Annotated in this window: 21 protein-coding genes and 2 tRNA genes; 20 read left to right on the top strand and 3 right to left on the bottom strand. The window is 48.8% G+C overall.

Features of this window, described 5'->3' with window-relative positions:
* Nucleotides 1-116: 116 nt before the first annotated feature.
* A complete protein-coding gene (locus AC3RCI_RS20585; RefSeq protein ID WP_492526172.1) occupies nucleotides 117-2792 on the bottom strand; it encodes a YhgE/Pip domain-containing protein in 2676 nt (891 codons plus the stop codon).
* 665 nt (nucleotides 2793-3457) lie between these two features.
* Between AC3RCI_RS20585 and pyrR the strand changes: the two genes are divergently transcribed.
* The 15 genes from pyrR (at nucleotide 3458) to AC3RCI_RS20510 (ending at nucleotide 20682) form a co-directional block, all read left to right on the top strand.
* Nucleotides 3458-4021, top strand: coding sequence for a bifunctional pyr operon transcriptional regulator/uracil phosphoribosyltransferase PyrR (gene pyrR, locus AC3RCI_RS20580; RefSeq protein WP_095290017.1), 564 nt, complete (start codon nucleotides 3458-3460; stop codon nucleotides 4019-4021).
* Nucleotides 4021-4932: an aspartate carbamoyltransferase catalytic subunit gene (locus AC3RCI_RS20575; protein ID WP_371859958.1), complete on the top strand. Its 912-nt coding sequence runs from the start codon at nucleotides 4021-4023 to the stop codon at nucleotides 4930-4932. The genes pyrR and AC3RCI_RS20575 overlap by 1 nt, the downstream gene beginning before the upstream one ends.
* Nucleotides 4933-5056: 124 nt before the next feature.
* Nucleotides 5057-6361, top strand: a complete 1305-nt coding sequence (pyrC, locus tag AC3RCI_RS20570; RefSeq protein WP_492526170.1) for a dihydroorotase — start codon at nucleotides 5057-5059, stop codon at nucleotides 6359-6361.
* Between the two features lie 343 nt (nucleotides 6362-6704).
* Entirely contained in the window at nucleotides 6705-7847 is a 1143-nt protein-coding gene (gene carA, locus AC3RCI_RS20565) for a glutamine-hydrolyzing carbamoyl-phosphate synthase small subunit (protein WP_492526168.1), read from the top strand.
* A 1-nt stretch (nucleotide 7848) separates the two neighbouring features.
* A complete protein-coding gene (gene carB / locus AC3RCI_RS20560) occupies nucleotides 7849-11067 on the top strand; it encodes a carbamoyl-phosphate synthase large subunit (protein ID WP_336780582.1) in 3219 nt (1072 codons plus the stop codon).
* Nucleotides 11068-11168: 101 nt separating this feature from the next.
* Complete coding sequence (gene pyrF, locus AC3RCI_RS20555; RefSeq protein WP_336780583.1) at nucleotides 11169-11909, top strand: orotidine-5'-phosphate decarboxylase; 741 nt, start codon at nucleotides 11169-11171, stop codon at nucleotides 11907-11909.
* Nucleotides 11906-12547: an orotate phosphoribosyltransferase gene (pyrE, locus tag AC3RCI_RS20550; protein WP_492526166.1), complete on the top strand. Its 642-nt coding sequence runs from the start codon at nucleotides 11906-11908 to the stop codon at nucleotides 12545-12547. The genes pyrF and pyrE overlap by 4 nt, the downstream gene beginning before the upstream one ends.
* Before the next feature lie 452 nt (nucleotides 12548-12999).
* Complete coding sequence (locus AC3RCI_RS20545; protein WP_127537984.1) at nucleotides 13000-13761, top strand: ABC transporter ATP-binding protein; 762 nt, start codon at nucleotides 13000-13002, stop codon at nucleotides 13759-13761.
* Nucleotides 13724-14839, top strand: a complete 1116-nt coding sequence (locus AC3RCI_RS20540) for an efflux RND transporter periplasmic adaptor subunit (RefSeq protein ID WP_492471476.1) — start codon at nucleotides 13724-13726, stop codon at nucleotides 14837-14839. Before AC3RCI_RS20545 ends, AC3RCI_RS20540 begins: the two co-directional genes overlap by 38 nt.
* Nucleotides 14839-17763 (top strand): ABC transporter permease, encoded by a 2925-nt coding sequence (locus AC3RCI_RS20535; RefSeq protein WP_492471477.1) that lies wholly within the window; start codon nucleotides 14839-14841, stop codon nucleotides 17761-17763. Before AC3RCI_RS20540 ends, AC3RCI_RS20535 begins: the two co-directional genes overlap by 1 nt.
* 2 nt (nucleotides 17764-17765) lie before the next feature.
* The gene (locus tag AC3RCI_RS20530) at nucleotides 17766-18629 is read left to right on the top strand and encodes an ABC transporter ATP-binding protein (RefSeq protein ID WP_127537808.1); all 864 of its coding nucleotides are present in this window, start codon (nucleotides 17766-17768) and stop codon (nucleotides 18627-18629) included.
* A 20-nt stretch (nucleotides 18630-18649) separates the two neighbouring features.
* Nucleotides 18650-20098: an ABC transporter substrate-binding protein gene (locus AC3RCI_RS20525; RefSeq protein WP_251642461.1), complete on the top strand. Its 1449-nt coding sequence runs from the start codon at nucleotides 18650-18652 to the stop codon at nucleotides 20096-20098.
* Nucleotides 20099-20244: 146 nt separating this feature from the next.
* Nucleotides 20245-20409, top strand: a complete 165-nt coding sequence (locus tag AC3RCI_RS20520) for a hypothetical protein (protein WP_164764226.1) — start codon at nucleotides 20245-20247, stop codon at nucleotides 20407-20409.
* A gap of 69 nt (nucleotides 20410-20478) precedes the next feature.
* Nucleotides 20479-20552, top strand: a tRNA-Met gene (locus AC3RCI_RS20515).
* A 56-nt stretch (nucleotides 20553-20608) separates the two neighbouring features.
* A tRNA-Ile gene (locus tag AC3RCI_RS20510) sits at nucleotides 20609-20682 on the top strand.
* 85 nt (nucleotides 20683-20767) lie between these two features.
* On the opposite strand, the gene AC3RCI_RS20505 is transcribed toward AC3RCI_RS20510, so the two are convergent.
* Nucleotides 20768-21439, bottom strand: coding sequence for an SOS response-associated peptidase (locus AC3RCI_RS20505; RefSeq protein ID WP_492526164.1), 672 nt, complete (start codon nucleotides 21437-21439; stop codon nucleotides 20768-20770).
* Between the two features lie 267 nt (nucleotides 21440-21706).
* Here AC3RCI_RS20505 and AC3RCI_RS20500 point away from each other — a divergent pair, with 267 nt between their 5' ends.
* From AC3RCI_RS20500 to AC3RCI_RS20480, 5 genes are all read left to right on the top strand, one after another.
* A complete protein-coding gene (locus tag AC3RCI_RS20500) occupies nucleotides 21707-22132 on the top strand; it encodes a hypothetical protein (protein ID WP_492526162.1) in 426 nt (141 codons plus the stop codon).
* A 196-nt stretch (nucleotides 22133-22328) separates the two neighbouring features.
* Nucleotides 22329-23882, top strand: coding sequence for a tetratricopeptide repeat protein (locus AC3RCI_RS20495; protein ID WP_492526160.1), 1554 nt, complete (start codon nucleotides 22329-22331; stop codon nucleotides 23880-23882).
* The gene (locus AC3RCI_RS20490; protein ID WP_336780591.1) at nucleotides 23842-24585 is read left to right on the top strand and encodes a hypothetical protein; all 744 of its coding nucleotides are present in this window, start codon (nucleotides 23842-23844) and stop codon (nucleotides 24583-24585) included. The genes AC3RCI_RS20495 and AC3RCI_RS20490 overlap by 41 nt, the downstream gene beginning before the upstream one ends.
* Before the next feature lie 101 nt (nucleotides 24586-24686).
* Nucleotides 24687-24812, top strand: a complete 126-nt coding sequence (locus AC3RCI_RS20485; RefSeq protein ID WP_336780592.1) for a YjcZ family sporulation protein — start codon at nucleotides 24687-24689, stop codon at nucleotides 24810-24812.
* 168 nt (nucleotides 24813-24980) lie between these two features.
* Complete coding sequence (locus tag AC3RCI_RS20480; protein WP_336780593.1) at nucleotides 24981-25310, top strand: DUF1904 family protein; 330 nt, start codon at nucleotides 24981-24983, stop codon at nucleotides 25308-25310.
* A 95-nt stretch (nucleotides 25311-25405) separates the two neighbouring features.
* On the opposite strand, the gene AC3RCI_RS20475 is transcribed toward AC3RCI_RS20480, so the two are convergent.
* On the bottom strand, nucleotides 25406-26221 hold the full coding sequence (locus AC3RCI_RS20475) for an MFS transporter (protein WP_492526158.1): 816 nt from the start codon (nucleotides 26219-26221) through the stop codon (nucleotides 25406-25408).
* Nucleotides 26222-26319: the final 98 nt, after the last annotated feature.

Raw genomic sequence — 26319 nt, 5'->3', positions numbered from 1 at the left:
ATGATATCCACTCGGCTTGTCTCTCTTTCTTTGAATTCAATGTGTAATTCGATTCAATGGGTGAATACTAAGCGACAACCCTCTGAAGCATCGTCCAGAGGGTTGTTTTATTGGAATCAGGCTATGATTTTGGTCTTCTTTGCATTCTCGGCTGAACGCTTGGTGAGACTGCTAAGGGGACGTTTCAGCACCAGTGCTAGGATCAGACTAAGTGCTATAAATATACACAGCCATAGAATATCCTTGAGAGCAGTCGACCACAGAATGCCACCGACTGATTCACGAAGAAGGCTGATCGCATACGTAAAGGGCATAAACGGGTTCAATGCCTGGAAGAAGGGAGAAGTCATGCTGATCGGGAATGTTCCTCCTGAGCTTGAGAACTGAAACACCATGAATATAATCGCAATTCCTTTTCCAATGTTTCCGAACACGGACAATAGGGTGTATGTGATCGTGACGAACACGGCGCTTACCAACATGGCAAACAGGACAAACCATATTTTATCTGCTACATATGTTCCGAGAATCAACATATCTCCGACCGTTACGCACACAGCCTGAAGCAACCCTATAGTCAGGAACGTACCCAAGCGTCCAAGGTACAATTGGTACCCTCGAAACTTACCGTCCGGATTTTCTGCCTCAGCCCGAAGCAGGGAAATCAGGAGCGTTGAGCCGACCCACAGGGACAGTACGCCGTAAAATGGCGACATGGCCGATCCGTAGTTGGGAATCGGATACAATTGATTTTCCTTGATCTGAACGGGACTCGCAAGAAAGGCGCTCTCTTCCTCAATATCCCCGCGCAGCAGTTTGGCAAGTTCGGCAAATTGATTATTGCCTTCGACCTCTCTGAGTTTATCTGCCGCCTTGCTGATGGCACTTTCCAGATCCGGCAGGTCCTCTCGCACAAGTGTGGCAACGCGGTGCACGCCTTTTTCAACCTCTGGCAATTGATGTTGTACAAAGTCGGATGCTCTGCCAATCTGCTTCTCCGCCTTAGGCAGATCGTTGCGGACAAAATCGGCTGCTTCGTTCAGCTTGGCTCCGACTTTGGGCAGATCATTCTGAATTAAAGGCGCTACTGTATTCAGTGCCTGGATGAAAGCTTCACTTTTACTTTGTAATGTCTGAGAGATTTCATGAATCTTGTTCTGTATTTGGGGCAGATCACTTTGGATTTTTCTTAATTCCGTCTGTCCAAAAGTAATACCTTCCTTGGTAGCTGACAGGATGTCCGCTACATCCGGTAATTTGTCTTGGGCACCTTGTAAAGTATCTGCTGATGCAGAGAGAATAGATTTTAGTTTATCTGCTCCGGTAGTAAGAGCAGGCTCAATTTCAGCATCATACGCTCCAAGGATTCGGTTCACGCCGCTGTTGATTTCCTCTGATAACGTGCTCAGCTGAGCAATGATATCAGCTGGTGGAGTGGTATTGCGACGTAATGCATCGCTGATGATACCGGCAAGCTTCATTTGCAGCTGTAACTTGTCCGATAGGGTATTCAATCTGGTGATTTTATCGGCTAACGGATGGTTTGGAAGGAGATTGTCCATCTTGCCCAATAGGTCGGTCATACTGTCAACCAATTTTACGGCAACGGCAAGCCGAACAGCTATGCTGTCCAGTTCGTCCGCTGTAGGGAGTACGCTAAGATCCGTACTCTGAAGTCGTTTAAACAGATCTCCACCAGCACTTGCAATCTGCTGCACCAGCAATAGATTTTGCCGGATCACCGGTCCGATGGTCTGAAATGCTTCTTCACTGGCATCCACGAAACGATTCATGCCTTCAGCGAGTTCTACTCCGTTTTCTGTAATGCCTGAGACCGTGACAAGTTTATCTTGAGCAGCGGTTACGATAGTTAGAGCCTTGTCCGTTTTGGTTAAAGCCGTATCAATGACACCGGATACTTCACCAAAATGTTCATCCACTTCTTGAATACGTTCGACTGCGTTTCGAATATCCGGAATTCGCTCCTGTATGGCTAGTACCTCGGCAGAGGCCTTCATAATCTGTGGCCAGTATTCCTGCACCTTAAGTATATACTGTGCCGCTTCGTTAATTTCGGGCAAACGCTTCTCGACTTCTACAATTTTTTGGGCTTCTTTGACGATTTCCGGCATCGCCTTTTCCACTTCCAGCACTTTTTGTCCCGCAGATTGTATCGCAGGAAGATTCTTTTCCAGTGTAAAGATTCCATTTTCCATCTTGCGCAGGGTAGGTAGCTGTGCATCGATCTCCACACCAGCTTCTTTTAATTTGGTTAATACCGCCTCGCTAACCGCTTCAGTAAAACTTTCGTTGATTTGCGTTGTAATTGAAGAGATGCCTGATCCCGTGATTTTGGGAGCAATGGCATTGACTTTCTCATTCACGGTATAGACGACTTCGGGACGTTCCAGTTTCCCATCGACAATACCGGTGATTTTGGATGAAAAGTCACGTGGGATAAGCAGACTTGCATAATACTCACCCGTCTGCACACCACGGCTCGCCTCAGCCTGATCCACAAATGTCCAACCCAGCTTATGATTCTGCTTCAGGCTGGACACTAATTCGTCTCCTATATTAACCGTTGTTCCGGCAACCGTTGCACCCTGATCTTCCGTGGTTACCGCGATTTTGATTCCTTGAGTATTACTGTAGGGATCCCACACCGATTTGACGTTGACCCAGTCATACACCCCGGGCAGTAAAATAATGGCTGCAATTAAGAATATGCCGGTTGGTACTTTTAAAATGTGAAGCCAGTCCGTTTTGTAAATCTGCCATATGTTACGCATGATGTCCTCCTATTTCAAAAACAAATTACAGGTTTTATATCATTCCCAACTCAGGAAGATACAAATCTATATGTATATCGGTTCCTATGTAAGGTAATGTGAACGGGCTCGTTTTAAAGTTGTTTACCCCGTTCTTGCTTGAATAATCGATCTTTCCTGTAGGTAATATTAGCAGCTATAAACAGAAGGGTTATATTGGATCGATTCAAGTTTGCAAATACCTATGGATAAATATGCAGAATTATTGTATAATTATGAGTAATGAATGAAATGTAATGTGCATGGATGTTTTTCAGCCGACCTGTTGATTCTAAAGGGAATACAGCAGGGGAGTTCGCCTGCTAAGGTGAGGTGTTGACAGGGGGTTGTCTTTCTGTCATAATTCATGAAGATAAACGAGCATAGTGATCAATAGCGCCCTGTGAGGCACTTCAATATGTTCGACATGAATAGCACCTTTAAATCAGTCCCGTGAGACTGGCAAGGTAACGTGAACGATACATCGTTTTTTGCTGCGGCAATGTAACGGTGCATCCCGAGAGTAAACTTTCTTCAGAGCGGTCTGAAGTTCGGAGACTCCTTGCCAATAAACACGGCAAGGAGTCTTTTTTGTTCTCCTGTCACGGGGCCATGATCTGGAGGGAAATCCTGAGGAGGCTGAACGCATGAGCACAGAAACACATGTCATTATGGATGAAACGGCGATCCGCCGCGCATTAACACGGATTGCCCATGAGATTTTGGAAAAAAACAAAGGGATCGACGGTTGTGTGCTGGTTGGTATCCGTACGCGAGGCGTTTATCTCGCTGAACGGATCGCCGCGAAGATTGAAGAAATCGAAGGCGCCAAGGTCCCCTGGGGAGAACTGGATGTAACTCCTTATCGCGATGACCGCTTGGACGAGAACAAAGCGAATCGCAAGGAACTGTTGACAATGACACCTGAATCACTTTCGATTCATGACAAAAAAGTGATTTTGTTCGATGATGTGCTCTATACCGGTCGCACCATTCGTGCAGCGATGGATGCCCTGATGGACTGTGGAAGACCGCAGAACATTCAGCTGGCCGTACTCGCGGATCGCGGACACCGGGAACTTCCAATCCGACCTGATTTTATCGGCAAAAACGTGCCGACTTCCAAATCAGAGGAGATTGAAGTGGCACTGATGGAAACGGACGGACAGGACGAAGTCAAAATCATTCAGAACCGGGGGGAGCAAGCATGATGATTACACAGACAGCATTGAAGGACCGGAGCTTGCTTGGACTGAAAGAACTTAGTCGCAGTGAGATTGAAGCGATTCTGAACAGAGCAGCCCACTGGGAAGCTCAGAAGGATAAATTGGTACCTGTACTTGAATCACGCTTTGTTGCCAACATGTTCTTCGAGAACAGTACGCGTACTCGCTTCTCATTCGAAATGGCCGAGAAACGACTGGGTGCACAAGTGCTGAACTTCACGGCAGCAGCTTCAAGTGTAGAGAAGGGCGAGTCCATCTATGATACGGTTCGAACACTTGAATCCATGGGCATTGATGCAGGAGTCATTCGGCTGAAACCAGCAGGTGTTCTGCAGCAGCTGGCACAGAAGGTGAATGTTCCACTGGTCAATGCGGGAGATGGAAATAACGAACATCCAACCCAGGCATTGCTGGACCTGTACACCATGCGAAAAGCCTTCGGTGAGCTGAAAGGTCTGCGTGTATCGATCATTGGAGACATCATGCACAGCCGGGTTGCACGCTCGAACCTGTGGGCGCTGCAAAAGTTCGGAGCAGATGTACGCTTCTGTGCTCCGCAAACGATGCAAGCACCGGAACTCGCAGAGCACGCTCCTTATGTAGGTCTGGACGAAGCACTGAATGCAGATGTAGTCATGATGCTGCGGGTTCAGTTGGAACGCCACAAGCATGGTCTCATTACCTCGGCAGAGGATTATCGCGAACACTACGGATTGACGGAAGAACGGGCGGCACGCCTGAATCCAAACACCATTATCATGCACCCTGCTCCTGTTAACCGGAACGTTGAAATTGACGACGCGGTTGTAGAGAGTACAGCATCGCGGATTTTCCCGCAGATGGCGAACGGAGTTCCGATTCGCATGGCGGTCATGGAACGCGCATTAAAGCTGTAACAGGGTCTGGCTATGGGTCATAGGCTGACAGGGCGGATCTTCTATAGAACGGTAAAGTAAACGATTAATCCAAATCATTCGGATCCTCAGGGAATCCGGGTGAGAACCGAAGCGGAGGGCAATTATGCTACAGATTATTAAAAATGCGAATGTTTTGAATGCTCAAGGGGAACTCGAACGGAAAACGATCATTATAAATGAAGGCAAGATCGAAAAGATCGTCGGTGTGGAGGACAAAGCCGTCCTGCAAGCAGAACAATCTGCGCACAGCATTACAGATGCTTCAGGCAAATTGCTAATTCCGGGCTTGATCGACATGCACGTGCATTTGCGTGAACCTGGTTTCGAACACAAAGAGACCATCGAGACAGGTGCCAGGTCAGCGGCCCAAGGTGGTTTTACAACAATCGCCTGCATGCCTAACACAAGACCCGTAACAGATAGTCCGGATGTAGTAAAGTTGGTTCTGAATAAAGCCAAGGAAGCTGATTTGGTAAAGGTTCTGCCGTATGCGGCCATTACCAAAAACGAGCTTGGTCGCGAACTGACCGATTTTGCCGCTTTGAAAGAAGCAGGGGCCATCGGATTCACGGATGACGGCGTAGGCGTGCAGAACGCGCAGATGATGAAAGATGCCATGAGCCTCGCGGCAAGTATGGATATGCCAGTCATCGCTCACTGTGAAGACGACTCTCTGGTTGTAGGTGGATACGTGACCGAAGGAGAATTCTCCAAGCGCCATGGTATCAAAGGCATTCCGAATGAATCCGAAGCGATTCACGTTGGTCGTGATATCCTTCTTGCCGAAGCAACAGGGGTGCACTACCATGTCTGCCACGTAAGTACAGAACAATCCGTTCGCCTGATTCGTCTGGCCAAATCGATCGGCATCAAGGTTACGGCTGAGGTGTGTCCGCATCATCTGGTACTGTCCGATGAGGACATCCCGGGCATGGATGCCAACTGGAAAATGAACCCGCCACTTCGCTCACCGCGTGATGTGCAGGCTTGCATTGAAGGCTTGCTGGACGGAACGCTGGACATGATTGTAACGGATCATGCGCCGCATAGTGAAGAGGAGAAAGCCAAAGGCATGGAACTGGCACCATTCGGAATCGTCGGATTCGAAACCGCCTTCCCGCTGCTGTACACCAAGTTTGTAGAAACAGGACTTTGGAGTCTGGACTTCCTGGTTAAACGCATGACAGCCGATCCGGCACGGGTATTCCGACTGGATACAGGCAGGATGGAAGAAGGAGCACCTGCGGACTTGACCATGATTGACCTGAACGAGGAAAAAGCAGTCGATCCTGCAACGTTCGCAACCAAAGGAAGAAATACCCCGTTCACAGGCTGGAAGCTGAAAGGCTGGCCGGTACAGACTTGGGTGGATGGCAAAAGCGTATGGAATAACACGGTACAACAGTAAATCGGTTTACCTATGAGTTATTAACTCTTTAATGCAATTACATCTTTTCAACTAACTCGAGGCAGACCATGCCGAGAGCCTAACATACGAAACAAGCAAATTTGAATGGTATGGTTTTGAACTTGGGAGCCACAGTAGCACACGAAGTGGACAGAAAAGACCCGAAGAAGCGAAGCGTTCGCCTTTATCCCCGGATTACATCCATTTATAAAATGGATAAAGAGTAATCTGGGGATAACAGCGATCGAAGGGCTTTCTGTCCACGAAGTCACCGCTACCGTGACACGCACCCCATGTTCAACGAAATGCATTCAAGTTTATAAACACAGAGGAGTGAAATGGGATGCAGGCACAGGCAAGATTATTGTTGGAAGACGGCACACTGTTCATCGGGAAAGCGTTCGGTGCTGAAGGTGAAACAACGGGTGAGGTCGTTTTTAATACGGGAATTACAGGCTACCAAGAGGTGCTTTCGGATCCTTCTTATTGCGGTCAAATCGTAACCATGACGTATCCGCTGATCGGTAACTACGGCATTACGCGTGACGACTTCGAGTCAATCCGTCCATTCGTGCATGGTTTCGTAGTTCGCCGTCATGAGACGGTACCGAGCAACTGGCGCGCTGAATACAGCCTGGATGATCTGCTGAAAGAGTACGGCATCGTCGGCATCAGCGAAATTGATACACGCATGTTGACTCGCCGGATTCGTCATCACGGCACAATGAAGGGAATTCTCACAACAGGATCGAAGCCTGTGGAAGAGCTGCTGGAGATGATGGGAGACACAAGCATCGCCGAGCTGCGCAACCAGGTACCTCTGACGTCTACGCAGCATGTGTACAACAGTCCGGGAACGGCTGAGCGTATCGTTCTTGTAGACTATGGTGCAAAAACAGGAATTCTGCGTGAACTGAGCAAGCGCAACTGTGACGTTGTTGTCGTGCCGCATGATGTAACTGCAGAAGAGATTCGCCGTCTTAATCCGGATGGTATTCAGCTGTCCAACGGTCCTGGGGATCCAAAAGATGTACCACATGCCGTTAAAATGATCAGTGAACTGCTTGGCGAGTATCCAATCTTTGGTATCTGTCTCGGTCATCAACTCTTTGCACTGGCAGCAGGCGCGGATACAGAGAAGCTTAAGTTCGGACACCGCGGTGGTAACCACCCAGTCAAAGAACTGGAAAGCGGGCGCTGCTTCATCACATCCCAGAATCACGGTTACACGGTTAACGAAGAGTCAGTGAAAAACACTGAATTGGAAGTTACACACATCAATAACAATGACAAGACCATTGAAGGTTTGAAACATAAAACATTCCCTGCGTTTTCGGTACAATATCACCCGGAAGCAGCGCCAGGTCCTTATGATAACAGCTATCTGTTCGACCGTTTCATCGAAATGATTCGTGAGCACAAAATCACTAACCCGCAAAAGCCGCGTCAAGCCGTATTGGCAGCCGCAGTGAAAGGAGCACAATAACATGCCGATTAACAAAGACCTCAAAAAAATCCTGGTGATTGGTTCCGGTCCAATCGTCATCGGTCAAGCGGCCGAGTTCGACTATGCCGGTACACAGGCTTGCCAGGCACTGAAAGAAGAAGGCGTGGAAGTTGTACTCATTAACAGCAACCCGGCAACCATCATGACCGATACTAACATGGCTGACAAAGTGTATATCGAGCCGATTACACTCGATTTCGTCACTCAGATCATTCGTCAGGAACGCCCAGACGGATTGCTGCCTACGCTTGGCGGTCAAACCGGTTTGAACATGGCCGTGGAACTGGCTCGTGCCGGTGTCCTGGAACGTGAAAATGTGAAATTGCTCGGAACACAGCTGACATCCATCGAGAAAGCAGAAGATCGTGACTTGTTCCGTGATCTGATGCGTGAACTGGAACAGCCTGTGCCTGAGAGTGTAATCGTAACGACACTTGAAGAATCTCTTGAATTTGCAGCTGAAATTGGTTATCCAATTATCGTACGTCCAGCTTATACGCTTGGCGGAACAGGTGGCGGGATCTGTGCGAATGAAGAAGAGCTTCGCGAGACCGTCGCAGCAGGACTTCGGTACAGCCCGATTGGACAATGTCTGGTCGAGAAGAGTATTGCAGGCATGAAAGAAGTCGAGTACGAAGTCATGCGTGACAAGAACGATAACTGTATCGTCGTCTGCAACATGGAAAACTTCGATCCGGTCGGCGTTCACACAGGTGACAGTATCGTTGTGGCACCAAGCCAGACGCTGTCTGACCGTGAATATCAGATGCTGCGTTCAGCATCCCTGAAAATCATTCGCGCCCTTAACATTGAAGGTGGATGTAACGTACAATTCGCCCTGGATCCGCACAGCTTCCAGTACTATGTTATCGAAGTGAATCCACGGGTAAGCCGTTCCTCGGCTTTGGCTTCCAAAGCAACCGGTTATCCGATTGCAAAAATGGCTGCCAAAATCGCCATGGGTTACACGCTCGATGAGATCGTAAACCCGGTAACAGGCCAAACCTATGCTTGCTTTGAGCCAACACTGGATTATATCGTGAGCAAAATCCCTCGCTGGCCGTTCGACAAGTTTACTTCCGCGAACCGCAAGCTGGGTACACAAATGAAAGCAACAGGCGAAGTTATGGCTATCGGCCGTACCTTTGAAGAGTCGATTCACAAAGCAGTTCGCTCACTCGAGATCGGTGTGCACCGTCTGTACTTGAAAGAGGCAGAAACATTGGACGAAGCTACGCTCAACGAACGTCTGGTCAAAGCCGATGATGAGCGCATGTTCCTGGTGGCTGAAGCATTCCGCAGAGGGTATACATTACAACAACTGCAGGATCTGACGAAGATTGACTGGTGGTTCCTGGACAAAATTGAAGGTCTGGTCGGCTTCGAAGATCGTATCCGTGAGGAATCCGAGCTGTCATCCGAAACGCTGTATCAAGCGAAGCGTCTTGGATTCACGGACCGTGCAATTGCTGAACTGCGTGCTCAAGGCCAACCTGGAAGCACACTGACAACGGAAGCAGAGGTTAGAGCTCGTCGTGAGCAGGAAAACCTTCGTCCGGTATACAAAATGGTTGATACATGTGCAGCGGAGTTCGAAGCAACAACGCCATACTACTACTCGACGTACGAAACGGAGAATGAAGTTATCCCTTCGGACAAGAAAAAAGTCGTAGTGCTGGGTTCGGGACCAATCCGGATCGGTCAAGGGATCGAGTTCGACTACTCAACAGTACACGCAGTATGGGCCTTGCAAAAGGCAGGCTACGAAGCGGTTATTATTAACAATAACCCTGAAACAGTATCCACGGACTTCAATACATCCGATCGTCTGTACTTCGAGCCTCTGTTCTTCGAAGATGTCATGAACGTGATTGAACAGGAACAGCCGGTAGGCGTTATCGTACAGTTCGGTGGTCAAACGGCTATCAACCTGGCTGCACCACTGCGTAATGCAGGTGTGACCATCCTCGGAACGGACCTGGAGAGCATCGATGAAGCAGAGGATCGCAAGAAATTCGAACGTCTTCTGTCCCGTTTGGAAATTGCACAGCCTAAAGGTAAAACAGTCATTTCCGTAGATGATGCAGTAGAGACGGCGCAAAGCCTGGGTTACCCTGTGTTGGTTCGTCCTTCCTATGTACTCGGTGGTCGTGCGATGGAGATCGTATACTCTGATGCCGAATTGCTGACATATATGGAACAGGCGGTTAAAATCAATCCCGAGCACCCGGTACTGATTGACCGTTACATGCTGGGTAAAGAGGTTGAGGTGGACGCTATCTGTGATGGTGAGACGGTACTGGTTCCAGGCATCATGGAACATATCGAACGTGCAGGGGTGCACTCCGGTGACTCCATCGCAGTTTATCCGCCACAGCACCTGTCCGACGATTTGAAAGAAAAAATCGTTGACATCACAATTAAGATTGCAAAAGAACTGAAAACGATTGGTCTGGTCAACATCCAATTTGTCATCCATGATGGCCAAGTGTATGTCATTGAGGTGAACCCGCGTTCATCCCGAACAGTACCTTTCCTGAGCAAAGTAACGAACATTCCGATGGCGAACCTGGCAACACAGGCGATCCTTGGTGTGAAGCTGAAAGATCTGGGTTACGTGGACGGTCTGTGGCCTGAGTCGGATCATGTATCGGTGAAAGTTCCGGTCTTCTCCTTCGCGAAGCTGCGTCGTGTGGAACCAACCCTTGGACCTGAGATGAAATCCACAGGTGAGGTTATGGGTCGTGACCCGAATTACGCCAAAGCGTTGTTCAAAGGTCTCATCGGAGCTGGAATGAAAATTCCGGCAACCGGAGCGATTGTAGTTACTGTGGCAGACAAAGATAAGGACGAAGCTGTACCGCTGCTTGAAGGTTTCTACAGACTGGGTTACAAAATCATGGCTACTGGAGGAACGGCAGCTGCGCTTGAAGCGGCAAACATTCCGGTAACGACGGTGAACAAGTTGAGCGAAGGTTCGCCGAACATTCTGGATATGATTCGCAGCGGTGAAGCGAACTTTGTCTTCAACACACTGACCAAAGGCAAAACACCGCAGCGTGACGGATTCCGAATTCGTCGTGAAGCGGTAGAGAACGGCATTGTATGTATGACTTCCCTGGATACGATTCGTGCCCTGCTGATCATGCTGCAAACGATCAACTTCTCTTCAGAGGCAATGCCAGTCTTTGTAAAATAAAAAGGTACTGATGAAGGACATCAGTCAGCCTGCGGGCTGGCGGGATGTCCTTTATATCGGGCAAAAACGGAAAAAACAAGCATGTGGAAGGAGCGGACTGGATGAATCACCCTAATTTCAATGAAATGGCTGGCCGTTTGATGGTCGCACTCGATTATCCTGATGCGGAGCAGGCCCAAGAGCTGGTACAGGCACTCGAAGGTATTCCGTGTTATCTGAAAGTGGGAATGCAGCTGTTCTACGCAGCGGGTCCGGACTTTATCCGGGGGCTGAAAGCGAGAGGGTATTCGGTATTCCTCGATGTGAAGATGCACGATATTCCCAATACCGTTCGCGGTGGTGCCGAGAGTATAACCCGCCTCGGTGTAGACATGTTCAACGTACACGCAGCAGGCGGTACAAGCATGATGCGTGCTGCACGCGAAGGAGCGGAAGCAGCGCTGGCTGCAGATCCTTCTCTGAGAAGGCCGGAAATCATCGCAGTTACCCAGCTGACGAGTACAAGTCAGGAAACAATGAACAGCGAGATTGGCATTGAGGGAAGTGTGGAAGCGGCAGTGGTTCGTTATGCTGGACTGGCTCATGAAGCAGGCCTGGATGGCGTTGTGGCTTCTCCACTTGAGGTGCCGGCAATCCGGGCAGCATGCGGCAGTGATTTTCACACCGTTACCCCGGGAATTCGGCCGGCAGGCAGCGGTCTTGGTGACCAGACTCGTGTCCTCACGCCAGGGGAAGCCATCGCCAGAGGCAGTCATTACATTGTTGTAGGCAGACCGATTACAGGTGCGCCCAATCCACGTGAAGCAGCAGAAACCATTTTGAAGGAGATGTTGAACGCATGACCGCACTGAACGAGATTCCTAATCATATTGCTTCCCAACTGCTGAAGATTAACGCCGTGGCACTGCGCCCGCAGCAGCCTTTTACCTGGACGTCGGGGATCAAGTCCCCGATCTATTGTGACAACCGTCTGACGATGTCCTATCCAGAGATCCGCAATGACATTGCCGAAGCCTTCGCTGCCATTATTCGTGAGCAGTACCCGGATGCAGAAGTCGTTGCAGGTACAGCAACCGCAGGTATTCCACATGCAGCATGGGTAGCTCAGAAGCTGAATCTGCCGATGGCCTACATTCGTGACAAAGCGAAAGGACATGGTAAGGAAAACCTGATTGAAGGCATCATTACTGAAGGCCAAAAGGTGGTTGTAATCGAGGACCTGATTTCAACAGGAGGTAGCTCGATCAAAGCCGCCGAAGCAGTACGTGCAGCAGGGGCAACACCTCTCGCCGTGCTGGCGATTTTCAGCTATCAGCTGGATAAAGGGGTACAAGCATTTGAAGAAGCCGGCATTCAGCTGCAAACCCTCTCCAACTATACGGCCCTAATGGACGTGGCTTTGGCTCAAGGAACCATCCAGGAGAGTGATTTCGAGCTGCTCAAATCCTGGCGTGAAGATCCTTCTTCATTTGGTAAATAATATCATCTGTGCATCTTGTGCTGTTCGACGTGTGAACAGTATCAAAATTGTAATGATTGGCGCTATAGAGGCAAATTCATAGAATTGGCAAGAAGCATCCCGCACTCTGGGGTGCTTTTTTCGTTTGTTCATCAAAATATTAACTTTTTCCCGGCTACGTTGTAAAAAGCTTGTAACTTTTAGTTGGGACCGGTCGTTTATAATGCAGTGTAGTATGGAATAGATTTCTAATTTTAGTACCCTTAATGAAATGATTGGGATGTTAAGAAAGGATGAGCGTGATTGCTGGCATGAAGAAATTATTTTCCAGTAAGAAATCTGCCAAAAGCCAGTCAGGCGGGAAGCATGCAAAAGGGCACACAGAGCAGCAGAACACCGCCGGGCAGGAAGCCTCGGCATACATAAGTGACCCCGATAGTCCTTCCACCGACTCGCAATCCATAAGTGATGGAATGATCCAGGATGAGGTGGCCGTTGCCGCTGCCGAACCCGAAGCGAAGTCCCAGCCCAAGGCAAAAGCCAGCTTGCTGCCTCCGTACGACGGACCTGTGCTGGAAGTTCGTAATGTACATCGGAGCTTTCAGACGGGCAGCCGGATTATTCATGTACTTAAGGGCATCGACATGGAAGTCAACCCGCAGCAGTTGGTTATGCTGAAAGGGCGATCAGGCTCAGGCAAAACGACACTGCTCAATATGCTGGGCGGACTTGATCAGCCTTCCAGTGGGGACATACTGTTTTCCGGACAGCCTTTGCAGGATTGGGGTGACCGGAAGCGGACCTCTCTGCGGCGTAAGGAAATCGGTTTTATTTTTCAGGCCTATGCACTGATGCCCTTGCTGTCGGCATGGGAAAATGTAGAGCTGTCATTGCGAATGGCAGATGTGCCTCGCTCGGAATGGAAGGATCGGGTTGGCCATTGTCTGGATCTGGTCGGACTGTCCAAACGGGTGAAGCACCGGCCGTTCGAGATGTCCGGGGGGGAGCAGCAGCGGGTCGCGATCGCCAAGGCCATTGCCCATAGACCCAGACTGCTGCTTGCGGATGAGCCGACAGCTGAGCTGGATTCCAAGATGGGAGCACAGGTTATGTCCGTATTTCGCAATATTATTGAAGTAGAACAAGTAACCATATGTATGACTACACACGATCCTACGATTTTGGAGGTTGCGGACCATGTTTATGAAATGGCGGACGGCAGATTTATTCAGTAAAGAGGCCGCTCCGAAAAGGGGGAAACGTGCAGCGCTAATTGTAATTGGTGCAATTATGGCTGCAACGATGTCGGGCTGCTCATTGCTGCCGGCAGAAACAGAGGAAGAAGTGCTTCCGCCGATCACGCCGCCTACGATTTCCAAAAAGCCGGAATATGAGGTCCGGACAGAAACGCTGGAAAAAAAGGTTAGCGGCAGCGGTAAAATGATGAGTCAGCGGGAAGAGAAGGTGTATTTCACGCTGGACGGTATGCACATCAAGGAACTGAACGTGAAACCGGGGGACAAAGTGAAGAAAGGCCAGCTCCTCGCAGAGCTCGACGTGGAGAGTGTAGAAAAGGAAATTCGGGCCAAAAAGCTGCAGATTCGCAAATCGGAAGTACAAATGAAAGAAACGCTTCGTAAACGAGATGAGATGGATCCGGTGGAGTTCGAAGAAGCCACCATTGCATTTGAAGAATTGCGCCAGGAACTGGCTGATCTGGAGGAGCAGTTAGGTAAAGCGACGCTGACCGCTCCGTTCGGAGGAACGATTATTGCAGTTCAGGTGGAGAAGGGTGCAGCAGTCAAAGCCTATGATCCGATTGCAACGATCGCGGATACGTCAAATCTGGTTGTCGCAGCTACATTTGCCAAGGAAGATCTCGAGAAATTCTCGGCTGGCATGAAGGCGGATGTCGACATCAATGGAGCGGGCAAGGTATCCGGCAGAGTTAAAGTGATGCCTGTTGCTGAGGCTGCTGGAAGTGGAAGTGGAAACGGTGGAGGTACAGGCGAAGGAGGCACCCCGCCAGTCAAAGAAACCCTCGACCAGTATGTTATCGTCTCCCTGACGAAAATGCCCAAGGGTGTGGAACGCGGAACCCCTCTGACAGTATCCATTGTGACCCAGCGTACGGAGGATGCCATAGTCATTCCTGTATCGGCGCTGCGCTCCATCGGTTCAAGAACATACGTGCAGGTCGTTGAAAGTGATGGCAGCAAGCGCGAAGTGGACGTTGAAGTGGGGCAGCAGACATCCACGGATGTTGAAATTCTGAAGGGTCTGACGGTTGGACAGAAAGTGGTGGGCCGCTAATGGGGCTGCCATTGCTCAGACTGTTGTTCCGGAAAATGTGGAACACCCGCTGGATGACATTCAGTACACTGATCGGACTGATTGTGGCGGTAGCATTCACTGTCAGTATACCGATGTATGCCGACGGTGCACTGAAACGGGTGGTGGCACAGACCCTGCAGGATAACAGTGAGGGGCTGCCTGCAGGTTCGTTGCTTATGAGTTATCAGGCGCCAGGCGGGGTTAAGACAGACACGCGTGGATTAGAAGAAGTGGATCGCTATATTCGGGAGGATGTACCTCGCGATATTGGTTTTCCATTTCATACGTATGTGAACTCCAGATCCATTCGGAGCACCGAGGTGAATCCGGAGGATCCCACCAAGGTGGATGCCAGCCGGGTACGGAGCATGACGCTCGGAACGATGAGCGGGCTGGATGCACAGGTGAATTATACGGCCGGCGTGAAGCCAGGCAATCAAGTGAAGGACGACATTATTGAAGCGGTTATGCTGGAGGAAGGCATGTACCGGAACGACCTGCACGTCGGTGATATTCTGGAATACCCCGTGTACAGCGGGCTTGATATCACATTGCGTGTCAAAATCACCGGTTCCTTCAAGGCAGATGATCTGAATAGTCCATATTGGGTTCAGGGATTCGATGGCATGATGAATGGGCTATATGTGGATGAGTCCGTGTTCAATGATGTGTTGCTGAAGGAAAAAGGAATTCCTCTTCAGAATTCGCGCTGGTATTATGCGTTTGATCTGAAGGAAATCCAAACTAGTCAGCTGCCGGGTCTGACATCCATGCTGGAACGTTTGGATATCGATCTGTACCAGCGGCTTAAGGATACGAAGGTGGATATCACCTTTGGTGATCTGTTGAAGCAATTCCGCAGTCAGAGTCTGCAGCTGCAGACAATGCTGTTTACACTGGCAGCACCGATGATTGCGATGGTTTTTTATTTTATTGCAATGAATGCCAGACAGTCCCTGCAGAAGCAGGAAAGTGATATTGCGGTACTGCGAAGCCGCGGAGCTTCAGCACGACAAATTTTCTCCCTATACCTGCTGGAGGGTATCTTTCTGGGGGCCATCGCGCTCGTGATTGGTCCAATGCTTGGCTGGTTTATGGCCAAAAGCATTGGATCAGCCAGTGGGTTCCTGTCGTTCGTGGATCGCAAGTCGATTCCAATCGGTGTGTCCAAGGAAGCCATCCTGCTGGGCCTTGTCGCCGTACTCGTAGCCATTATTGCTTCACTTATTCCGGCAATAACCTATGCACGAGCGACGATTGTTTCGGCCAAGCGACGTCAGGCACGTACGGATCGTGCTCCCATATGGCAGCGCTGGTTCCTCGATATCCTGCTGCTGGGTCTTGCAGGATATGGATACTACCTGTTCTATGAACGTCAGATGCTGACGTTCCAGACGGGTATGACGACAGATCAGCTGCAGGTACAGCCGTTTCTATTCTTTGTACCTGCGCTTGCGATCTTTGCCTTGGGGCTGTTCTTCCTGCGGTTGTTCCCGTGGATTCTGAAGCTCATTCAGTGGATTGGGCGCAAATTCCTGCCGGTTCCACTCTACTTGACCCTGACACAGTTATCGCGGTCATCATCGTCTTATTACCCGTTGATGATCCTGCTTGTTTTGACACTCGGGCTTGGTGTGTACAACTCGGCTGCAGCTCGGACCATTGATCTGAACTCTACTGAGCGTACGTTGTACCGATATGGTTCTGACGTCATTATGCAAACGGTATGGGAAGGAACACCTGAAGTTAAGCCTGGCGGTTCCGGTCAGAACGGTGGTTCAGGCGGAGGGCAGCAAGGTGGTGGAAACGGTGGCGGAGGTTCTGGTGGCGGTGGTGCTGCCGGAGGCGGAAATGGCGGTGGAGGTGCTCCAGGTGGGGGCGGTGGGAATTCCCAACCATCCAAAGTCATTTACTCCGAACCTCCATTTGAAGTATTCCGCAGACTGGACGGTGTGGAACATGCCGCGAGAGTGCTGCAGACGAAAGGGAATATCATTGTATCCGGCAAATCCGGCGGCCAGGGCATGCTGGTCGGGATTGATAATGTGGACTTTGCTAAGGTGGCGTGGTTCCGTAACGACCTGTTCCCGGCACATCCATATAAGTATCTTGACTTGTTAGGCAAGTATGAAGGGGCTGTGTTGATCTCATCCAAATTTGCGGATAAGTTCAAGCTCAAAACGGGAGATCTGATCTCTATTGGCGTTCAGGGCCAGGCCATTGAATTCGTGGTTTTCGGCATTATCCCATACTGGCCTGCACAGTATCCGGACCAGACGCCATTCTTCGTGGCCAATCTGGACTATATCTATGATCAGGTGCCGCTGATTCCGTATGAGGTCTGGCTGAAAATGGAACCTGATGCCAAGGTGGCTCCATTAATGGAGAAGCTGGCAGCAGAGGGCATTGAGCTATCCTCCGTACGCGATGTGCGTACAGAATTGGTGTCCCAGGGCAAACATCCGTCACGTGGCGGTGTGTTCGGCATCCTGAGTCTGGGCTTCCTGGTCTCGGTCATCATATCCCTGATAGGGTACATCCTGTATTGGTTCTTTAACCTTTCAGGTCGTGTTGTCCAGTTTGGTGTATTAAGAGCCATGGGATTATCACGTGCACAGCTGAGCGGAATGCTGCTCCTGGAACAAGTGTTCACGGCAGGTCTTTCCATTCTACTTGGCATCGGAATCGGTCAGGTATCCAGTCGTCTGTTCCTGCCATTCTTACAAACGACAGATAATGTATCTGCACAGGTACCTCCGTTCCGGATTGTATTTGAACAACAAGATATGCTGCAGCTGTACGGCGTGACTGTGGTCATGCTGATTGTGGGAGCAACGATGCTGCTGTGGCAGATTCGCAGATTGCGGGTTCACCAAGCGGTCAAAATGGGAGAGGAGAGGTAAACGTGATCCAATGCGAAGGACTCGTAAAAATTTTTAAATCCAGCGATGTGGAAGTCGTTGCCCTTCAAGGTCTCAATCTGACTGTCAATCAAGGTGAAATGATGGCAATCATCGGCAACAGCGGCAGCGGTAAATCCACATTGCTTAACATTCTGGGAGGACTGGACCGTCCAACGGCTGGTACTGCGGTTGTTGGAGACTGGGATTTGCTGAAAATGACAGACGCCCAGCTAGTAGAGTACAAACGTCATACCGTAGGCTTTATCTGGCAAAATAATGGGCGTAACCTGCTGCCTTATCTAACGGCACTGGAGAATGTGGAAACACCCATGATTCTTGGCGGCAAACGTGATCGCGCATACGCGATGCAGCTGCTGGAATGGGTTGGGCTGAAGGATCGGATGCACAACAAGCTGCATCAATTATCCGGAGGGGAGCAGCAGCGGGTGGCTATAGCCATCTCGCTCTCCAATCGTCCCAAGATTCTGCTTGCAGATGAGCCAACAGGCTCGGTCGATTCCGAGACTTGTGATACGATCATGAACATTTTTCGCAAAATGAACAAGGAACTGGGCGTCACGATCGTTATTGTTACCCATGATCTGACGCTTGCCGGCAAGGTGGACCGTATTGTAGCGATACGTGATGGCTTGACGAGCACCGAGTTTGTGAAACGGAATCCGAACCTGGATGACGAACATGGATTATCTGAAGCGGGAGCACCGGATATCCATGAGGCCTTTGTCATCATTGACCGGGCGGGACGCCTTCAGGTACCCAAAGAGTATTTGGAGGCCTTGGCCATTGACAACAGGGCAACATTGGAATTTGACGGTGAGCGCATTGTGATTACACCGCCAAGATAAATTTGAGGGGGAATTGGGAGATGAAGAACAGGTTTTGGGGAAAACGTGTGCTTGCTGTGCTGGCTACAGCCAGTCTGGCATTGCCGCTGATTGCGGGCTGTACAGCTAGTGAGGCCAAGGACACAGAGCAGCGTGTATTGCGTGTGGCTACATTGTGGGGAAGCCAGGATGACAGCTATTTCCGTCAGCAATTTACAGATGCATTTGAACTGACACATCCGAATGTAACGATTGAAGTGGTGGCTGCAGTAGATCAGGGCAGCATGTATGGCTATGGCACTCAGGAAGAACAGCAGGAAATGCCAGATAGCCTGGAAAACATGAAGAAAATCATGACTGGTGATAATCCAGTGGATGTCGTTGTGGCTGACACGGCTACGCTTAAATCGCTCATCCAGGAGAATATGGTGAAACAGCTGGACCCACTGATACAGGAGGACAAATTCGATACCAGCGATATTGTGCCAAGTGTTATTGAAGGCATCAAGGATCTGGGCGATCAGAGCATCTATGCGCTGACACCGACCTTCTCCTCGTCCGCACTGTTCTATAACAAGGCGATGTTCCAAAAAGCAGGCGTAGAGCCACCTACAGATAACATGACGTGGGATGATATTTTCAACTTGGCAACACGTCTGACCAAAGGTGAAGGAAAAGATCACGAATTCGGGTTCTCATTCTCCACGTACCAGGGTGGTTCCCCTTACTACACCATGCAGCAATATTACAGTGCTCTGCAATTGAAGATCTTCGATGATAAAGCAGAGAAAATGACCGTAGATTCACCGCAATGGGAGAAGGTATGGAGTACCATCAGCAAGCTTGCTATTGATAAAGTGATCCCTAAAGGAGACGAACCTCAGGATCAGGATCCGAACGGACGTTATAACCCGCTTCAAGGTGATCTGTTCCTGAGCAGCAAGGCTGCTATGGTTATTGGGGATTACAGCTACATCAACCAATTAATTGACGCAAACAAAAATGCAGATAAAATGGAAGGCTTCACCAAGGTGGACTGGGACGTGGTAACACCTCCAGTACATCCGGAAGCGCCTGAAATTGGTGGTAATATCTATCTCAGCAGCCTGATGGCGATCAATAGTTCCGCTCAAAATCCGGATGATGCCTGGGAATTGATCAAATATATGAACAGTGAAGATTGGGCTAAGATTAAGGCACGCAGCAGCTATGAGATGGTATCCCGCAAAAGCTTCATTAAACCGAAGGACGGTTTGGATTACAATATCCAGGCGTTCTATACGTTGAAGCCTGTGCCTCCTACCAATACCAATTTGGATAATCTGTACCAAAAAATGCCGAGCCTCTGGCAAGTGAGCGAGAAAGGCATGGAATACTTCACTCAGGTGCTTGAGAACAAGAAGACGCCAAAAGAAGCACTTGGTGAGTGGGCAGCCAAAGGTAATGAAATGTTAGAGAAATTAAAAAAGGATCCCAAGGCCACATTTTAAGCCTTAACAAGGAAGCAGACAGTTTTAATATTGGCATAGTGCAAAATAGTCGCTGGAGTTTTTAACCTCTGGCGGCTATTTTTTTGGGAAATGGGGTATTCTACAACAAGCAGAGATGAATCATAACTCCGGAAAGGAAGAAAAGGATGCGCTGGGTATATTTCAGCAAGCTATATGCAACTAAATTTCAGGCAGGGTGTCTTGCCAAACGTATGGAGCAGGACGGGTGGATTTACGGTCATAATGAGCCAGCAGAAGTGGAAGTATATCGTTCAAAAAGAGGAAGATATGGCGTTCGTTTTATTCCCTGACATTACCCCTTGACTTATTAGGGTGGCATGGTGTATATTAATTAAGTCGCTGTTTTAATATTTTACTGACGCGGGGTGGAGCAGCCCGGTAGCTCGTCGGGCTCATAACCCGAAGGCCGCAGGTTCAAATCCTGCCCCCGCAATTTAGCTTCACTTGGATGATTCACAGCCATCATCTGCACGTTATACATTATGTCTAGGGCCCTTAGCTCAGTTGGTTAGAGCGGTCGGCTCATAACCGATTGGTCGGGGGTTCGAGTCCCTCAGGGCCCATACTCTTAAAACCCTTGCGCAGCAAGGGTTTTTTTCTGTCTTGTTTTTCATGTGGCGATTAACTTATGGAAGATGATCGCTATGGCTAATCAACTTCCTTCAACAGTTCTTCCGAATTGTTTTTGACATTCCCCACATCCCTGGACACTTTATAGGCCCTCATTTCAGAAGACTTATACGGTTTCAGAAGCGACAGCAGGGAAGGGACGTCGTTATGATTTCGATCCAGCCATTCTTCTTCATCCTGTGGACGTAAAATAACAGGCATCCGATTGTGTATGTCTGCCATCAGTTCGTTTGGTTCAGTAGTAATAATGGTGCATGTACTCAATTTGTTTCCTTCGGAATCTGCCCAAGTGTCGTATAGTCCAGCGAGCGAGAAGATCTGTTCGTCCTTCAGCAGAATACGGAGAGGCTGTTTATGCGTCCCTTCCTTCTTCCACTCATAAAAGCCATTCGTGGGAATAATGCAGCGTCTGGAGCTGATGAGGCGCTTAAATGAAGGCTTCGTGTCCAATGTCTCTGCCCGTGCGTTGATCATCTTATTTCCAACCTTGTCGTCTTTCGCCCACGTAGGGACGAGGCCCCAGCGAAGGGAACCCAGACGGTTTCCTTGGGTGCTTCCAATAATGGCTGGGATATACTGCATGGGTGCAGCATTATAATTGGGTTGATACTCGTAGTCTTCACTTATGGAAGCCATGTACCTGTCCATTAATTCCTCTAGAGGGTCAATTATGGTAAATCTGCCACACATACGAGTCACCTCCTAAACTGTCATTAGCCATATTTAATCATACTATCGGTGGATTAAACACGGTAAAAATTAGATGAGCCGGACGGCTGTCTAATCCTCGCTTAAAAGGATCATAGAGAATCCTCCTGAAGAGTTTCAAATACGGGTCTAGTCAAGATGGAAGCAGTACTTGATGAGGTGCCTTTTTTTTGGGATATCCTTGTCTGTCCATGCCGTCTCTAGTATCTCGCATATACTATCCTATTCCAACCATAGGAGGTAGATTTCATGAGTCAATTTATTGATGCGAGAACCTCGCAGAATGCCAGCTTGGCTAACTCCATTTCTGTTCCTATCCTCGTAGCGAATACACCGCAATTGTTTGGACAGATTGGCTTGGTAACGACTGCTGGCATAGGGGCGAATCCGCGTGTGCAAATGAAAGGTACGGTATCCGTGCAGCTTCCATTGGCGCTCGTCGGAATCACGATTACGGTTGTTCGCGGAACGGCTCCAACGGATCCCATTGTATATTCCGCAACGTCCACCTTCAGCTTAAGCGTACTGGCACCTCAAGTTATTACATTCTCCGCGGATGATTACAACCCGCCAGTTCTTCCGCAACTGACGTACACCGCTTTTATCAGCTCGAACTTGCTGGGTACCATTCGTGTAGGTCCTGAGAACTTTGATGGAGCATTGTACTCCGACTAATCCCGTACCTGCTTCTGAAGTTCAAAAGAGCTTTTAACGATGATCCGAGACCGAAGAAGTTTGGGGTTATCACTGCCTGCCTGATAAGGCAGGCTTTTTTTATAATTGGGGGAGTACTGAATTTCTTGGGATGTGTCAGGCTTATGATATAATGAAAACCAATGAATTTATGGATAGAAAGCGGGTTTTGAATGACATGATTGAAAAGGATGGACAGCGCTTCCGTTTCAGTGAAGCTCCGGTATGGGAATGGCAGCGAGCCTATTATGAGCAGCAAGGGCTGCAGGCCTGGACGGATAATCAGGTTCCACAATACATTACAAGCAATCCCATGATTGCGACTGCATACGCGGAAATGATCTTTGGCTTCCTTCAAGACTTGGCTGCCAAGGGACAGACATCAGAGACGGTAACCATTCTGGAGTTGGGTGCTGGCGTAGGACGCTTGGCTTTTCAAATGGTGACCAAACTATGCGAGCTCAGGGACTATGCTGAAACCACGCTGCCGCCCTTTCGTTATGTAATGACGGATCTTGCTGCTGACAATGTTACGGGGTGGAGGGATCATCCGTCCATGCAACCGTTGATCCAGCAAGGATTGCTTGATTTTGCACAATTTGATGCCATGCAGGACACGGAATTAAATTTGACGGTAGCGGGTACGGTTATTCGCCCGGGTGAGCTGGGTCAGCCAATACTGATTATTGCCAACTACTTCTTTGATAGTATTCCTCAAGAATTGATCTATGTTGGTGAAGGGCAGATCTTTGAATGTGATGTTATAATATCGAATGCCGATGTTTCCACGAATCTTCAGCCTAATGAAATGTTGAAAAACATGGAGCTGGGTTATGCGTATCGTCCGGCACCGCAGTACAGTAAACCGGACTTTCCGTATCGAGACGTCATATCACTATACCAGGAAGAACTGGAAGACTCCCATATTTTATTCCCGGCCGCAGGACTCGCTTGCCTGGAACGTCTGGAGACTTTATCCCAATCCGGGTTTGTGCTTATTACAGCTGATAAAGGGGATCATCGACTGGATCATTGGAAGTTTGCGGAGCCGCCTGAATTTGTTCTTCATGGCAGCTTCTCGTTGACGGCGAACTATCATGCCATTCAACATGTTTTTGAGCAGCGCGGAGCGCATGTTCGTTTTACATCACATCATTACAAAGATCTGAATATCGGATGTATGTTAATGGTAGAAGAGCCAATAAGCTACGTAAATATAAGACTGGCCTATCTGCGAGAGATTGAGCGTTTTGGTCCAGATGACTTCTTCAGTATAAAAGAATGGTTCGACCATCAGCTAAGCAGAATGGAACTTAAGCAGCTTTTGCCCTTTTGGCGTTTGGGCAGGTATGATGCCGAATTTTTGATACATAGTGCCCAGAGAATATCTGATCTCCTTCCTGAGGCAAGTGATGAAGAGATGTTGGATATCCAGCATGGCATTCAGATGATGTGGTCCTCCTATTACACAATGGAACAGATGGGGGATATTGCATTTCTAGCAGGGCAATTGTTGAATGAAATGGGGATGTATGAAGACGCGAAACATTTTCTTGAACTTGCTCTGGAAGCAGATGGAGTTAAGGGCAGCTCAGCAGTATTATACGATTTGGCCGTGTGCTGTTATGAGCTGGAGCTCGAAAACGAAGCCCTGAATTACACCCGAGAAGTACTTGTGATGGAGCCTGATCATGAAGAAGCACGTTCGCTGCTACAAAGTTTGGAAAGCTGATCGTTATTCTTTTATTCATGAATGGGGGACACGTGAAATGAAAATCCTGATTGGACAACCGAAACTGGAGCCAGCCCTTAGCCAGTTGGAAAGGGAACTTAGATTCAACCCTGATGTGGATATTGTGCTGTATCCAGAGGGGTATCTGAATCAGAATGTGGAAGAAGCGCGTAGGTTGGCTGCAACGTATGAAACGATGATTGTGTCCGGACACCGCAGATTGGATGAGAAACCCAAGGATCGAGCCATCATTATGAATAAGGCAGGAGACATCGTGCTTGAAAAGGCGAAATACACACCTGCCACTACGGTTGAGGAGGCTGGCTGGGTAATCGGTACTTTGTTGTGTGACGAATTGGTACGGCAGGGTTTTCGTAAGGAGTTTGATAGGCAGATTCATCTGGTCATGCATTCCATCGGTGTTGGGATGTTCAGTGAGGAGCAATATGCGGAATGGCTGAAGGAGGCGAGGCAAATTGCGATTGCGGAGCAGTGTGTGATCATGGGGACAAGCCATGCTGACGGAGCTTATCGGGACTCGGACATCAGTATTCCAATTGCCTACTGCATCACACCGAGTGGCGATATTCTGATCGAATCGAGAAACGATACTCGGACCCGAATCATTGACCTGAAGTCAGTGGGGACAGGGCAGGACTGGATGGCCGCTGACCTGAATATCAGTGTATTTTGCCTGGAATAGTTAATGTGGATTGGGCGTAGCGGATTGGGGATATGCCCGGTCAATCGTGCTGAATTGGCATATGTTATGGCATACCTTGAAATTCAAAGGAGGCCAATCAAATGAGTCAAGTTGGATACGGCTGTAACAATGTTGGTGGAGTAGGATACGGTATGTGTACTTCTACTGCGGCAATTCTGGTACTCTTCATTCTGCTCGTCATCATCACAAAAGCATTCTGGGTGTAATATCGTATTCGGTCAACTACCGAATCGCTGCACCATGCTCCGCTGAATTTTCAGCGGGGCTTTCCTGCGCCCTAATGATGAGCAGCGGAAAGCCCTTGCATTTGACAAGCCAAAACAATGTGCTTAAAATCACATAAGAGACTAAATTTAGAGATTGAAGGGATTGTAATGCCGTTTATTCGCTTTAGAGGATTCACAGGTCATCAATTGGAGGAAACTGTCCCCCGGATTACTGAGCAGATGGCTCTCATTTGTAATATTCCACAAGAAAGACTGAAGGCAGAGCGTTATGATGTACAAGCTCTCACCCCATCTCCTGCCTCGATTGAGATTCTGATGTTCCAGCGTGATCAGGAAGTTCACAATCGCATTGCATCTTCCATCCATGGTATTCTGGCAGACGAAGGCCTTTCTGATGCTCATATTTTCTTCAACATCCTGTCACCGACTTTATATTACAAGCAAGGCAAGCCGCTAACCGATTACCCGTTAGATTAGATAATGATATGACCAGCGCATATGGTTTTCAAAAAAAATAGGCTGTTCCGCCAATGTTCGGAACAGCCTGGGACGAGCAGGGATCTGCTCGTCTTTTATTTTATTCTAAAATGCCTATGCTCGGATTGAGCGGGCTGGCGTGCTTGAATTATTCCGGAAGTAAATATAGATGAAAGAATTAGCACGGCTCCTCCGATGAGATAGACCAGCCAGATTCCTGACTCATCCGCAACCCATCCAAACAAGATGGCAGACACACCGAAAGCTGCAGTCAATAACAGGCCCTCCCGGAGGACATTTTGATTAGGACGTTCAAGATGTCTGAGGCCCCCCATTTCATTAGTATCATCGAGGAGTAAACCGATGGCGACCATAAGCGTCAAGCTGGCCCATGACATGGCTGCAGCTGCCCAGAATGTCTGTAAAGCTTCCCATTGACTGACAAGCAAACCGGCTATTGCATATCCAACAATGATTGCGGTTTGTCTGGAGAAGGATAGCAGGAGTTTCGTTTTTGCGAGCTCTTCGTCTTGTACAGCAAGGCGGGGGGTGATGCTGTCAAGCACCAGCGACTCCCAGCCCTCCAGAAAGGAAAGAACGGTAATAACAGCCAGTAAGACCGGGATATGTAAAGTCAGGTAAGGAAGTGATGTGGCAATTCCGGTGAACATAAGCGTCTTAGCTACTGGAATGCCAATAAGTAGTTTGGTCACAGCGAAACGTCCCACAAGCCAAGGAGAGGTTAAGGCTGCCACAATTCGTGCTGTCATCTGAATGAAAGGAAATAGTACGGCATAGAGTACCGATCCGGTCTGTCCATAGACCAGTAAAGTGATAACCATGATATATAATACATGTATAAAGGATAGGAGTGTCTTCGCAGCCCAGTATGGGTAGAAAATGATGTTCATGCATAGATGCCCTTTCTAGGTTCATATATATTCAGTACGCTGAAATAACAATACTAATAGTAAAGGGATGGAGGTCAATGCACCACAAATAAAATTAT

This window comes from Paenibacillus sp. MT124, assembly GCF_058792755.1.
The sequence above is the reverse complement of the archived record's forward strand: the minus strand, read 5'-3'. Positions and strand labels throughout refer to the sequence as shown.